This is a genomic window from Lysinibacillus sp. NPDC093197, from assembly GCF_044754025.1.
Classification (GTDB): Bacteria; Bacillota; Bacilli; order Bacillales_A; family Planococcaceae; genus Lysinibacillus.
In genome coordinates this window covers 65,779-79,613 of the sequence record NZ_JBIVOH010000005.1, presented here as the reverse complement: position 1 = coordinate 79,613, position 13,835 = coordinate 65,779, and the positions used below count along the sequence as shown (strand labels likewise).

General features: G+C 35.2%; 12 protein-coding genes. All 12 read left to right on the top strand.

From position 1 onward, the window contains the following. Positions 1–19 precede the first annotated feature (19 nt). The 12 genes from rny to ACIP9G_RS14360 all read left to right on the top strand — a co-directional run bounded on the left by rny (position 20) and on the right by ACIP9G_RS14360 (position 13,250). Positions 20–1,579, top strand: a complete 1,560-nt coding sequence (gene rny, locus ACIP9G_RS14415; RefSeq protein WP_340825755.1) for a ribonuclease Y — start codon at positions 20–22, stop codon at positions 1,577–1,579. A 386-nt stretch (positions 1,580–1,965) separates the two neighbouring features. After that, positions 1,966–2,661, top strand: a complete 696-nt coding sequence (locus tag ACIP9G_RS14410; protein WP_401009419.1) for a YveK family protein — start codon at positions 1,966–1,968, stop codon at positions 2,659–2,661. A 73-nt stretch (positions 2,662–2,734) separates the two neighbouring features. Further along, positions 2,735–3,397, top strand: a complete 663-nt coding sequence (locus ACIP9G_RS14405) for a CpsD/CapB family tyrosine-protein kinase (RefSeq protein WP_340826521.1) — start codon at positions 2,735–2,737, stop codon at positions 3,395–3,397. A 40-nt stretch (positions 3,398–3,437) separates the two neighbouring features. Then, complete coding sequence (locus ACIP9G_RS14400; protein ID WP_401020553.1) at positions 3,438–4,193, top strand: tyrosine-protein phosphatase; 756 nt, start codon at positions 3,438–3,440, stop codon at positions 4,191–4,193. Between the two features lie 92 nt (positions 4,194–4,285). Next, positions 4,286–5,404 (top strand): glycosyltransferase family 4 protein, encoded by a 1,119-nt coding sequence (locus ACIP9G_RS14395; protein WP_401020303.1) that lies wholly within the window; start codon positions 4,286–4,288, stop codon positions 5,402–5,404. Positions 5,405–5,465: 61 nt separating this feature from the next. Beyond that, positions 5,466–6,647: a glycosyltransferase gene (locus ACIP9G_RS14390; RefSeq protein ID WP_401020301.1), complete on the top strand. Its 1,182-nt coding sequence runs from the start codon at positions 5,466–5,468 to the stop codon at positions 6,645–6,647. Beyond that, on the top strand, positions 6,644–7,990 hold the full coding sequence (locus ACIP9G_RS14385) for a hypothetical protein (RefSeq protein ID WP_401020299.1): 1,347 nt from the start codon (positions 6,644–6,646) through the stop codon (positions 7,988–7,990). Before ACIP9G_RS14390 ends, ACIP9G_RS14385 begins: the two co-directional genes overlap by 4 nt. Positions 7,991–7,994: 4 nt before the next feature. After that, entirely contained in the window at positions 7,995–9,032 is a 1,038-nt protein-coding gene (locus ACIP9G_RS14380; protein WP_401020298.1) for a glycosyltransferase family 2 protein, read from the top strand. Continuing rightward, on the top strand, positions 9,029–10,537 hold the full coding sequence (locus ACIP9G_RS14375) for a lipopolysaccharide biosynthesis protein (RefSeq protein ID WP_401020295.1): 1,509 nt from the start codon (positions 9,029–9,031) through the stop codon (positions 10,535–10,537). Before ACIP9G_RS14380 ends, ACIP9G_RS14375 begins: the two co-directional genes overlap by 4 nt. A gap of 89 nt (positions 10,538–10,626) precedes the next feature. Beyond that, entirely contained in the window at positions 10,627–11,748 is a 1,122-nt protein-coding gene (locus ACIP9G_RS14370) for an acyltransferase family protein (RefSeq protein ID WP_401020292.1), read from the top strand. Between the two features lie 160 nt (positions 11,749–11,908). Further along, complete coding sequence (locus ACIP9G_RS14365; protein ID WP_340825743.1) at positions 11,909–12,706, top strand: TIGR00282 family metallophosphoesterase; 798 nt, start codon at positions 11,909–11,911, stop codon at positions 12,704–12,706. 277 nt (positions 12,707–12,983) lie between these two features. Then, the gene (locus tag ACIP9G_RS14360; RefSeq protein ID WP_010858535.1) at positions 12,984–13,250 is read left to right on the top strand and encodes a stage V sporulation protein S; all 267 of its coding nucleotides are present in this window, start codon (positions 12,984–12,986) and stop codon (positions 13,248–13,250) included. Positions 13,251–13,835 lie beyond the last annotated feature (585 nt).

Genomic DNA, 13,835 nt, shown 5'->3' with positions numbered 1-13,835 from the left:
AGCAAGAGGAGGTGTTCATATGGATGGAATTACTATCATCTCCGCTTTGCTTGGACTCATCGTTGGTGCCGCTGTTAGCTATATCTACATGAAAAAAGTGAATGACTCAAAAATCACTGGTGCTAAACATGTCGCTGAAACAATCGTTGAAGAAGGAAAACGAGAGGCGGAGGCATTAAAGAAAGAAGCACTACTTGAAGCCAAAGATGAAACTCACAAATTTCGTACTGAAGCAGAAAATGACATTCGTGACCGTCGTTTAGAACTTCAAAAACAAGAGAACCGTTTATTGCAAAGAGAAGAGAATCTTGATCGCAAGGATGATGCTCTGAATAAGAGAGAAGCCAGCTTAGAGCGTAAGGAACAAGCTCTAGCTGAAAGACAACAGCATATTGAACAGATGGAAAGCAAAGTGGACGAGCTTGTTGCAGCGCAAAAAACAGAACTAGAGCGCATTTCTGCATTAACAAGAGATGAAGCTAAGACTATTATCTTAAGTGAAGTAGAGAAAGAGCTAGCGACTGATATTGCTGTAATGACGAAGGAATCTGAAATGCGTGTGAAAGAGGAATCTGATAAAAAGGCACGTGAAATTTTATCATTGGCACTGCAACGCTTTGCTGCAGACCACGTTGCAGAAACAACAGTCTCTGTTGTGAACTTGCCAAATGATGAAATGAAAGGTCGTATTATTGGTAGAGAGGGTCGTAATATCCGTACACTCGAAACTTTAACAGGAATCGATTTAATTATTGATGATACTCCAGAAGCAGTAATTTTATCTGGGTTTGATCCAATTCGTCGTGAAACGGCTCGACTTGCACTTGAAAAGCTGGTACAGGATGGTCGTATTCACCCTGCTCGCATCGAAGAAATGGTTGAGAAATCTCGTCGAGAGGTGGATGAACAAATTCGTGAAACAGGGGAACAAACGACATTTGAAATCGGCATTCACAATCTACATCCAGACTTAATGAAGATTTTGGGCCGCATGAAATACCGTACAAGCTACGGGCAAAACGTCCTAAAACATTCAGTGGAGGTTGCACATTTGGCAGGTTTACTAGCTGCTGAGCTTGGTGAAGATGTAGCGTTAGCTCGTCGTGCAGGCCTATTGCATGATATAGGTAAAGCAATCGACCATGAAGTTGAAGGAAGCCATGTTGAAATTGGCGTGGAATTAGCTACGAAATATAAAGAACATCCTGTTGTTATTAATAGTATTGCTTCTCACCATGGTGATACAGAAGCGACATCTGTTATTGCAGTATTAGTAGCTGCAGCAGACGCATTATCAGCAGCACGTCCAGGTGCTCGTAGTGAGACACTGGAAAACTATATTCGCAGACTAGAAAAATTAGAAGAGATTTCTGAAAGCTATGATGGTGTTGAAAAATCATATGCTATCCAAGCAGGTCGTGAAATCCGAATTATTGTTCAACCAGAAAAAATTGACGATTTAGCATCTCATCGTCTTGCACGTGATATTCGTAAGCGTATTGAAGAAGAACTAGATTATCCAGGTCATATTAAAGTAACCGTTATTCGCGAAACTCGTGCAGTGGAGTATGCAAAATAATAAAATAAGAGGCTCCTCTTGATTTTGATCAAGAGGAGCCTCTTTTTATTTGGTTAGGAATACAAGATTGTATTTAGCACGTATTTGAATGAAAAACACTTAGATTAGATGATTATAACCTTATGCAAATTGTTAGATGTGAAATGAATATATCGGTTTTAGTAAGAAGCGTTTCCTGAAAATTGGATTCGCTTTTTGTTTTTGAAAAGCCTCATATTAATAATAGAAGATATAAGCTTATGTAACATCTATGTCTCTTTATCGACCATGAATAAAAGGGAGATATCAATAATATAATAGGCCATAAAACTTTTTGAATAAAACTTTTTAATGTAACTAGTGGATATAGATTAGCTAGCATATGTTATGTCAAGGGGTGAAGGTCGTTGCAAGAAACTATCACATTACAAGATGTATTGAAAATAGTGCGAAAGCAATTGCTCTATATTATCAGTTTTGCGCTTTTCTTAGCATTAGTCACTGCGTTTCTTAGTTACTTTATCATAAAGCCAACGTATGAGGCGCAGACCCAGCTTTTAGTAAATCAAAAAAATACCGATCAAGCTCTGTTAGGGGTACAGCAAGTAGAAACAAATCTACGCTTAATTAATACGTACAATGTTATTATTCAAAGTCCCGCTATTTTATCAAAAGTGATTAGCCAACTTAATTTAAATAGTACACCTGAAAAATTAAAGGAACAGATTACTGTATCCAACGCCAGTAATTCTCAAGTTGTCAATATTGCTGTCCGCGATAAAAAGCCCGAAATGGCAGTCGATATTGCCAATACTGTAGCAGGTGTATTTCAAGAGGAAATTCAAGTGTTAATGACAATCGACAATATTAATATTTTGTCCGTAGCGAAATTGGATGACAAACCTGAGCCTGTAGCACCAAACAAAAATTTATATATTGTGGCGGCTGCAATGATTGGATTTATTATAAGCGCTGGCATTGCGTTATTGATAGAGTGCTTGGATACAACAGTTAAGACAGAGCAAGATATTGAAGAAACCATTGGGTTACCAATTATTGGGATAATAAGTAAAATAACTAGTGCGAGCTATAAAAACATATGATTGAATCCCGTTACATAAGGAGGGAGTAACTGTGTTTCTTCAAAAAAGAGCCAATAAAAAAAAACTAGGAAAAATGGGCAGGAAGCTTGTGACAGTCGGCAATAGTAATTCCATCGTTTCTGAGCAATTTCGTACAATACGAACAAACATTACATTCGCAATGCCAGATCAAGACATCAAAACAATTTTAGTAACTTCAGCGACGCCAGGTGAAGGGAAATCAACAAATGTAGCCAATTTAGGCGTTGTATTTGCACAAGAAGGGAAAAAAATATTAATTGTAGATGCTGATTTACGGAAGCCCACAATGCATTATACGTTTCGATTACAAAATATAAGAGGTCTTTCAAATTTACTGACAAGACAATATGAAATGTCAGAAGTTTTAAATAGTACAGATATTCCTAATCTTTTTGTTATGACGAGTGGACCAATTCCACCTAATCCCGCTGAGTTACTTTCTTCAAAAACAATGGATAGTATTATGACGCAACTAATAGGAGACTTTGACATCATTATTTTTGATGCACCACCACTGTTATCTGTAACCGATGCACAAGTTTTATCTAATAAATGCCAAGGAACACTACTAATTGTGAATAGTGGTGTAGTGGAAAATGCAAGTGTACTTAAAGCGAAATTAAGTCTTGAAGCATCAAAGGCGAATATTTTAGGCGTAGTTTTAAACAATTACAAATTACCTCTCGGCGAATATTATGATCAATATTACCGATAGTGATTGGGCGTAGATAGGGAAGTGAAACGTAGTGATAGATATGCACAGTCATATTTTAGTAAATGTCGATGACGGTCCCGAAACAGTAGAAGAGACATTCAGATTATTTGAACAGGCTATTATGGAAGGTATTACAGCAATTATTTCTACTTCACATGCGCTACACCCTAAACATAATGTCCATGTTCATGTAGTACATGAACAAATTGCACAATTACAACAGGAAATTGACAGACGTAACATGCCACTAACACTTTATCCAGGACATGAGGTGAGATTGGCAGGGAATATTTTGGAGCTTTATAAGAAAGATCAGCTTCTCACATTAGCACATTCAAATTATTTGTTACTTGAGCTTCCATCGGGTTTCATTCCCACATATACACGAACAATCATTTACAACTTGTTGACAGCAGGTATAACGCCAATCATTGCTCATCCAGAACGAAATAAAGCGATAGCAGAAAATCCAAGTCGCTTAGAAAACCTCATACGTGACGGTGCACTTGCACAAATGACTGCAGGAAGTTTAGCTGGTTTGTTTGGCAAGTCCATTCAACAGCTTTCTTTGAAATTAGTTCGATCGAACCTTGTCCATACATATGGTTCGGATGTGCATAATTTAAAAACACGCCCATTCTTATTTGAAAAAGGTCTGAGATTTTTGGAAAAGCAAAAAGAATTGGATGCGGTGGATGCCTTTTTAGAAAATAATATACGAATCATCAATAATCAGCCTTTTATCGTATATGAGCCAGAAAATAACTTCACAAAAAGACGGTGGAAGTTATTTTGAATGGAGCTGCTTATAAAAGCTAAAGAGAGCAAGTAGTACGTAAAGATGCTGGCACGATAGTAGATATTAAACATATAAGGGGACAGTTTGGGATGAGAGTCGTTTTTATGAGAAGTAATCCAATTTCTCCAGATCCGAGAGTTGAAAAAGAAGTGGACAGCCTTAGAAAAAATGACTGGCATGTTCAAATTTTAGCATGGGATAGAGATAGTAAATATAACGCAAAAGTAGAATTTTTGAAGCGAGCTCATACAATTAAAATTACAAGGTTTGGCATCCCTGCTACATTTGGTGGAGGATTTAAAAAAAATTTCTTTCCACTATTGCGCTTTCAGCTAAAGCTATTCCAATGGCTACTTCAAAATAAAAATACGTATGATATTATTCATGCTTGTGATTTTGATACAGCATTTGTAGGTACAGTATGTGCGAAAATACTCCGTAAAAAAGTCATTTATGATATGTTTGATTCCGTTACTGCCCCTTTCCATGGACCTGCAATAATAGGGAAAATAGTTGAAAAAATTGATAGAGCACTATTAAATAGTGTGGATGCTGTCATTATTTGTACAGAAAAGCGAAGAGGGCAAATAGCTAAAGCATCACCGAAAAAAATTGAGGTTATTTATAATACTCCACTGCATGTGGATTTAAAATATGATTTAAATTTGAATCACGATAAAGTAAAAATTGTCTATGTCGGCATACTGGCAAATGAAAGGCTCATTAAGGAACTAGTTGAAATCGTAAAAAATAATCCACACTACGAATTGCATATTGGTGGATTTGGCGAGTATGCAGACGAATTGGCACAAATGGCACTGCAATATGACAACATACTTTTTTACGGAAAAATCCCATATGAAAAAACATTAGCATTAGAAAAAAGTTGTGATATTATGACCGCCATTTATGATCCTGAAGTTTCCAACCATTATTACGCAGCCCCAAATAAATTTTATGAGGCACTGATGCTTGGCAAGCCATTAATTATGGTAAAAAACACAGGCATGTCTGAAGTAGTGGCAGAAAATGACCTAGGTGAGCTAATTGATTTTAATCAAGAAAGTCTACAAAAAGGTATTGAAAAGCTAATAGAGCGTAAAAAAGAATGGCCAGAAATTTCACGTAAAATGAAGCTGTTATATGAGGAACAGTATAGCTGGAATGAGATGGAGAAACGCATTATTACATTATACAGCAATTTATAGCAGTAGAAGCTATTTGAAAATTTTACAGTAATATTGGGTTTCTAGGGGGTCTTGGGAAGAGATGAAGATATTATTTGTTGCGCAAAATTTTCAGATGGGCGGTATACAAAAAGCTTTAATTAATACATTGAAAGAAGTGTGTGTCGATAAGCAATATGAAATAGATGTGTTTACATTCGGTAAAGGCGAACTCATAAAGGACATCCCCTCTAATGTGCAGGTCAATATTGGAGGTTTACTATTACAGCTAATTGCTACCCCGTTTTATATAGTGAAACAGAGAAAGAACTTGTGGCATATCCTCTTACGAATACTATGTATGTTGATCGTACGCGTGATTGGTTCAAACAATTTTTATACATTACTTTTTAAAATGCATCGCCATCAAAAACAATATCATATTGCTATTTCTTATTTTAATGATGCACCAAATAGTTACTTTAACCAAGGCACGAATTTGTTTGTAGATAAATTTGTAAGAGCGGATAAAAAGTTTGCGTGGATACATACAGATCCATTAAGGGCGAACTTTAATTACGAAATATGTGTTAAAACCTATCAGAATTTCGATAGATTAATATGTGTTTCTGAAGCATGTAAGCAAAACTTGGTTAATTTTCTCCCCCAATATCAACATAAAATACAAGTAGTCTATAATTTTTTCCCAATAGCAGAAATAAAAGAACTAGCAATGCAATATCCACCATTTGAAAAAGGAACATTGGATTTATTATCTGTTGGGCGAATGGATAATGCTACTAAAAGGTTCGATCTCATTCCACACATATGTAAGCTTTTAAAGGAATCTTCTAACAATCATTTTCATTGGCGAATTATAGGTGATGGGCCTGATTTACTTTTTAATAAACAATTAGCGCTTGAATTAGGTGTAGAAGATGTAGTTGAATTTGTCGGTGAATGTCATAATCCGTATCCGTTTATTAAACAGAGCGATGTTTTAATATTAACTTCAGCGTATGAAGGGTATCCGATGGTAGTAGGGGAGGCATTAATATTAGCAACACCAGTTATTACCACAAATTTTGCAGCAGCAGGTGAGCAAATACACGATGGTTGCAACGGTTTGATAACAAATGGACATGTAGAAGATCTGTATGCCGTCATTGCCAATGTAATCAACAATGGCGATCGTCTCCAGAAGATGAAAAAATATATTGAAGAAAATCGCTATACAAATCGAAAAGCACAAGAGCAATTAGTATTGGAGTTTGATCGAAAATGAAATTAAAAAATAAAAATTTCAGTATTTGGATCTGTGTTATTTCCAGTATATTTGTCGTGTTAAAAATGTATACAGGTAGTAATCTATTTCTTTTTATCTTTATTAGTTTAGTAATTACGGCAATGTTGTTGGATAAACAACAACATCGAATTGATTATTTACTGTTTTTTATTTCATGGGTGTATGTTATTAAGTTCGATTTAACGAGCTATTCACTGTTTGTTGTACTTAGTTTTGTTTATATTGTTTTAAGTGTCATGACACTGTTTATGCAAAACAAAGGGATTTCAACACAGCTTGTCATCACCTATGTTCTTTTTGTATGTTTTGCTGTCCTGGCAACGGTGTTTAATAGCGGTAATGTTATCGAAGTGTTGGGCTTTGTATTAAATTATAGTGTGATCTTTTTTGCTGTTCTGTTCATCGATTCAAATACTTATTTTAGAAGATATACGTATGTGTATGCAATAGGCTTACTAATTGCTGCAATCGTTCGCTGGATAAGTTTTTCTGTTCAATCGATTGACAGCTTCATTGAGTCAATGACAATTGTCAATACAGTTAAGACGACAAGTGCCATTAATACAAGGTTTACGGGTTTAGATTTAGATCCGAATTATTTTAGTTTGCAAATTCTTATAGCGATTGCTTGTTTATTAGTTCTTTTTTATTACGATAGAAAAATGGAAATTAAGCCGATTGTGTTCATCATTGTATTAGCGATATTCGGAATATTTACTTATTCCAAAATGTTTATCATCACTTTTATAGCATTCATTTTATTGACATTCATCATGTTCGTTAAAAACAATGTAAAAACAGCATTCCAGTTCGCTTCGTTTATGCTAGCGATTTGTGGTGTTCTACTATTTTTTTTTTACGAGAAGTTATTCGAAATTTATTGGATTCGATTTTTTGGAGCAGGAACATCAACAGATGCTATTACAACTGGGCGATTAAGTAGCTGGAATATGTTTGCAGCGGAAATTTTACAAAGTACGAAAATATTCGTTATTGGGGCTGGTTTTGGTACGAGTTTCTCCAATGCAAAAATGGCCCATACGATGTACTTATCAACTCCTTATTATCTTGGGTTAGTGGGCATCGTTCTTGCACTACTATATATTGTTAGCTTAAATAAAGTTCTTCGTCAAAATATTGGTAACAGCGGAAAAACAAACTTTCAAATATTAGCGGTCAACGCTATACCTCTCTATATTATGTTAATTGCTAATGCTGTACTTGATTCTTTCGTAATGGATTATTTCCCTTTTCATATTATGTTAATTATGTTTGCGTTAACGCTTCGGAAAAATCAGGAGATAAGTATGGATGGGAGGTGAGGCTATGCCATTTTTAAGCATTATTGTGCCAATCTATAATGTTGGGCACTATTTAAAAGAATGTATAGATAGCATCTTGAATCAAAAATTTGAGGATTTTGAGCTAATATTGGTGAATGATGGATCAACGGATAATAGTTCCAAAATATGTGATGACTATGCCGAGCACGATCCAAGAATTGTTGTTATTCACAAAGAAAATGGTGGGCTTGTCAGTGCGCGAAAAGCAGGTATACTTGCTGCTCATGGCAAGTATATTGGCTATGTAGATAGTGATGATTGGATTGAAGCAGACATGTACCAATCATTATGTGGTGCAGCAAAGGTACACGATGTTGACATTGTCATTTGCGATATCGTAGAAAATTATCCAAACCAAGAAGTAAGACGAACACAAATGGTTGCACCTGGATTGTACAAGAAAGAAAGGATGGAACAAGACGTTTATCCGATTATGCTATATGCAGGTGAATATTATAAGTTCGGATTATTTCCTTCTGTGTCCAATAAAATCTTCAAAAAAACGCTTATCAAAAAATTTCAATTGAATGTTGATGATACAATCCGCATGGGGGAAGATGTGGCCTGTACATATCCTAGCTTACTTGATGCGGACAGTATTTATATATTAGACAAACAATATTTATATCATTATCGTCAAAGTTCCTCTTCTATGACAGCTAGCTATGATCAAACATTTTTTGAGAAAATCCTCATTTTATATGGGCATTTAAAATATTTTACACGTAGTAATGAAAAAACAGCACCTAATTTTACAAATCAACTTCAGTATTATTTTATCTATTTAATTATTGCAGGGGTTAATAATGAATTTAATCGACAAAATGATAAGAGCTTGCGTGAGAAAAGGGCCTTTATCAAAAAAATGATGAAACAGAAAGATGTCAATGAGGTGTTACAGGCTATTTGTACAAATGATTTACCGTATAAAACAAAAATGTACATTTGGTTATTGAAGAAACAACAAATTTTATTATTATATGCATTGATTGAGATGAAACGAAGTAGAAGTGGCTCATGAGAACAAAGAAAATTATATTAAATTTATTTTCCAATGTTATGTTGCAAATTGTTTCGGCGGTCATTAATTTTATTTTGCCTCGTTTATTTATGACGACTTATGGCTCCGCTACAAATGGACTAGTTACGTCGATTAAGCAATTTTTAAGTTATTTAAAAATTGTAGAAGCGGGAGTTGGCAGTGCATCCATTGCAGCACTGTATAAACCGTTGGCCATAAATGATAAAGAACAAATAAATGGCATTCTTTCAGCAACACATTATTTTTACAGACGTTCGGGTACTATATTTGTTGTATTAGTAGCCCTATTAGCTATCTTCTATCCGCTAATAGTAGCAAAAGAAGTGAGTCCACTTACAGCTTTTTATATGGTGCTTATTTTAGGAATTAGTGGTGTATGGGAGTATTTTTTAATTGGAAAATATTTAGTGCTCCTAACTGCAGATCAAAAAAGCTACATTCTTTTTCGAATACAAACATGTTTATTGATCGCTAGTACCATTTTATCCTTATTTTTATTAACACTTGGTTTTTCAATCGTTGTTGTTGTTGGTAGTTCTAGCATGCTGTTATTACTAGATATTCTTTTTTTAAAAGTATATGTCCAAAAAAAATATCCGTATTTCAATAGTAAAGTAAAGCCAAATACATCAGCAATTAAAAAAAAGTGGGACGCTTTAATCCATCAAATTGCCTCATTAGTTGTATTTAATACGCCGTTTATTTTAATTACTATTTTTCTTGGTCTTGCAGAAGTTAGTGTATTTACGGTGTACAATATGGTATTTAATGCTGTTACATTGTTTATTTCAGCTTTTTCTGGTGCGATGTTAGCAGCCTTTGGAGACATACTTGTAAAAGAAGATCGAGATACACTTCAAAAACATTTTCATCATTTCGAATACATTTTTTTCGCAGTCGTAGCTTTTGGCTATACATGTACAGCCATTTTAATTTTGCCTTTTATAACTATTTATACAGCGGGTATTGAGGATGCAAACTATATAAGACCGTGGTTAGCGGCACTCTTTGTAGTTGTAGGCATTGCCAATGCTATTCGAATTCCTGCGAATACATTAGTCAATTCGGCTGGGCATTTTAAAGAGACAAAAATTCGTGCCATTATTGAAGCGGTCATAAACTTTTGTGTCTCCTTTGTTTTAGTACAATTTTTAGGTGTTGAAGGCATTTTGATTGGAGCACTTTGTTCTTATGCATATCGTACATGTGATTTAATACTTTATACGTCTAAAGTGATATTAAACACTTCAGTCTACGTTACCGTTAAAAAAATTTTACTAAATAGTATTTTGGCATTCATCGCAGCATTACCATTTCTATTTTTTATCGAATTACATATTGTAAGTGTCATGACTTGGTTTGTTGCAGCTATATGTATTTCTGTATGGACAATGACTGTTGTTTTTGTTGGGAATTTTATTTTCCAACCTACAACGATGCGAGACATTTTGCTGCACTTAAAGCGTGTCATTTCCAACGACTAAAAAGCTTTCCCTACGTTTTTAAGTAAGTTAGATAACCTAGATTACTAATTAAAAATAAGTTTAATTGCTTAGAAATGGCAGGTGGGAAGATGAAGCCAGTTGTTAAGGAAATATTTTTACTAAGGTTTGTAGCCTGTTTGGGAATTGTTTTAATTCATAGTGTCACTTTAGTGTTAGACATATACGATATAGAAGAAAATACTGTGTTTTTTGTACTGACATCTCTTCAATTAGCATTAATGTTCGGGACACCTGTCTTTATTTTTATTTCGGAATTTGTGATTGCCTACTCCTATTCAGATGAATTGCCAAAAACATTTTATAAAAAACGTTTTTCTTATATTTTTCTACCTTTTATTTTTATAGGGATTGTAGATGCAGCCCTTCATTCCATTAACATAAATAGTATTGATTTTGAAAAAAAGGTTTTATTAAATTTTTTCGAAGGTGATTTTCACGGCTATTTCATTATCATCATTTTTCAGTTTTACTTTTTGCATCCATTATTTGTGAAATTTATCGTTTCAAAATATCCAGCCTACCAAGTCATCATCACAGCATGTATCATTAATTTTGCTTACCTAGCCTTATTCAATTTTTTTGACCCATTTAAGTATTTATATTTTCTTCCTTATATAGAAGTGGAGTGGACAGTATTAAATAAGATGCCATTTCCTGCTTGGATTGCCTATTTCGTAGTGGCCTATTATTGTGGTAAAAATTATGAGCAGTTTATTTCGTTGCTCCATCGCTTTCGCTATGTATTACCAAGTATTTGTTTACTCATGCTAGGTATTTTACTCGCTAGTCAATGGTCTGGATTGATTACTGAAGTTCACTCAAAAAGAATTGATGTTATTTTTTACACATTGAGTGTAGCTTTTTTATTGTTTTTTATCGCCAGCAAAATAAGAAACATGCCTAAATTAATTATTTTCATTAGTCGTTACTCTTTTGGCATTTATTTGCTACACCCACTTTTTAATATTATGCTAAAAAGTTTTTTTACGAAATATATAGATGTATTAAGCGCTTCTACAGTTATCGTCAGCACGTTTTTCATCAGTACGGTATGCTCCATTTGCGTTACATATTTACTGAACAAATGGAAGTTCGGACCTTATTTAGTAGGTCAAGTGCATGCTAAGGAAAAAGCAACTAGTAACAAAATTAGAGCGAGCAAGACAAAGCAATTAATCAATCATCGTTAATAATATGATTGCTCTTTTGGTGAAAACGATTAAATATAAAATTTAGATGCAAGTAAGTAACATAAATCTGACGCGAATTTTTCCTTTTATTTTTGCGATTGACGAAGAAAAAATGGTAAACTCTAATGAGTGTTATTGATAGAAAGAGTGGTTTTGTAAAATGAAAGTACTATTTATTGGAGATATCGTCGGTTCAATTGGCCGAGATGCGGTTGAAAAATATTTACCACGATTAAAAAAGAAATATAGTCCAGATGTAGTTATTGCAAATGGTGAAAATGCTGCAGCGGGTCGTGGGATTACACGTAATATTTATAATGATTTATTACAAATGGGTGTAGATGTTATTACAATGGGTAACCACACTTGGGATAATAAAGATATTTTTGATTTTATTGATGATGCTGATTATTTAATTCGACCAGCGAACTTTTCGACTGATGCACCAGGTAAGGGTATGGTGCAAATTTCGAAAAAGGGTGTTACGTTATCTGTTATCAATTTACACGGTCGTGTATTTTTGCCACCGCATGAAGATCCGTTTGCAATGGCAGAGAATTTAATCGAAGAAGCGCGTAAAACGTCGCCACTAGTATTCGTGGATTTCCATGCCGAAGCGACAAGTGAAAAAATTGCGCTTGGTTGGCACTTGGATGGCAAGGCATCGGCAGTTGTAGGAACACATACGCATGTGCAAACAGCTGATGCCCGTATTTATCCTAATGGTACTGCTTATATTACGGACGTCGGCATGACAGGACCGTATGATGAAATTTTAGGGATGACAAAGGAAAGTGTTATTTACAAATTCCAAACTAATATGCCGTCACGATTTGAAGTACCAAAAAAGGGACGCGATGTGTTAAGTGGCTTTTATGTTGATATTGATGATAAGACAGGGAAAGCTGTTAATTGTGAAAGAATATATATTAATGAGGACTATCCGTTTCAAGCTTAATGAAAACTACTGTGCATAAATCATGCACAGTAGTTTTTTTTTACCTGCTGCTTTGGTGGATAAACCGTTGTAAATAGTAGGTTTATTAGTATTAAAAATGAATATATACCAATAAAAACATCAAGGAATTAATCAGTTTACAATATATCAGAAATGAAAATAGTCTATTTTCATTTTACTGAGCATAAAATGACCTACGGACAATAACTTGAGGTCCAAAAAGGGGGACATGAGTTATTGAGCGTAAACACTATTCGCGAAACGGGGAGGAATAATTGTGGATTCATTAAAAGTATCATCACGCTCTAATCCAAATTCAGTTGCAGGTGCATTAGTCGCGGTAATCAGAGAAAAAGGGCAAGCAGAAATGCAGGCAGTTGGGGCAGGTGCACTTAACCAAGCCGTGAAAGCAGTGGCCATCGCACGCGGATTTGTAGCGCCAAGTGGCACAGATTTAATTTGCGCACCGGCGTTTGCCGATATTTTAATTGCTGGTGAAGAACGTACAGCCTTAAAGCTGCTAGTAGAAAAACGTGTTCGATAATTAAAGTAGAACTTTAATCGGTGGGGGGGTGACCCCACCGATTATTAGTTAAACAGTGGAGAAATTCATTCCACTATAAAGATGTACAAGCCCTATCACAAAACTTCTTTTATGGACGAGCGTCTAGTGCTCGTTCCTCTAGAAGTCAATGTGATAGGGCTTCTTTGTGCCTATCTTAGTGTCCTATCTAGTGTCAGGCACCAAAACAATTCTGAATTTTCTAGATGAGTGCCAGTCACCGAAACAATTCTGAAATTTCATGTGAAAGCCAGTAGTGTTAACTAAGTAAAAATCCACGCAGACTCCTGCGGGAACGCACGCAATGTAAGACGGAACAAACGACGCGATAGCGACGGTTGCGGCTTACATCGTGCCCGCGGAAAGCGGAGAGGATTTTTACGCTATAAGAAGCCGTTATTATGCAAGGTGTTTAAGTGGAGTGTCAGGCACCGAAACAATTTTGAATTTTCATGTCAAAGCCAGTAATGTTAACTAAGTAAAAATCCACGCAGACTCCTGCGGGAACGCACGCAATGTAAGACGGAACAAACGACGCGATAGCGACGGTTGCGGCTTACATCGTGC

Excerpts from the sequence above, each read along its gene's own strand:
- rny (WP_340825755.1), top strand. The coding sequence starts at position 20 with ATGGATGGAATTACTATCATCTCCGCTTTGCTTGGACTCATCGTTGGT.
- ACIP9G_RS14405 (WP_340826521.1), top strand. The coding sequence starts at position 2,735 with ATGGGCAGGAAGCTTGTGACAGTCGGCAATAGTAATTCCATCGTTTCT.
- ACIP9G_RS14400 (WP_401020553.1), top strand. The coding sequence starts at position 3,438 with ATGCACAGTCATATTTTAGTAAATGTCGATGACGGTCCCGAAACAGTA.
- ACIP9G_RS14395 (WP_401020303.1), top strand. The coding sequence starts at position 4,286 with ATGAGAGTCGTTTTTATGAGAAGTAATCCAATTTCTCCAGATCCGAGA.
- ACIP9G_RS14390 (WP_401020301.1), top strand. The coding sequence starts at position 5,466 with ATGAAGATATTATTTGTTGCGCAAAATTTTCAGATGGGCGGTATACAA.
- ACIP9G_RS14385 (WP_401020299.1), top strand. The coding sequence starts at position 6,644 with ATGAAATTAAAAAATAAAAATTTCAGTATTTGGATCTGTGTTATTTCC.
- ACIP9G_RS14380 (WP_401020298.1), top strand. The coding sequence starts at position 7,995 with ATGCCATTTTTAAGCATTATTGTGCCAATCTATAATGTTGGGCACTAT.
- ACIP9G_RS14375 (WP_401020295.1), top strand. The coding sequence starts at position 9,029 with ATGAGAACAAAGAAAATTATATTAAATTTATTTTCCAATGTTATGTTG.
- ACIP9G_RS14370 (WP_401020292.1), top strand. The coding sequence starts at position 10,627 with ATGAAGCCAGTTGTTAAGGAAATATTTTTACTAAGGTTTGTAGCCTGT.
- ACIP9G_RS14365 (WP_340825743.1), top strand. The coding sequence starts at position 11,909 with ATGAAAGTACTATTTATTGGAGATATCGTCGGTTCAATTGGCCGAGAT.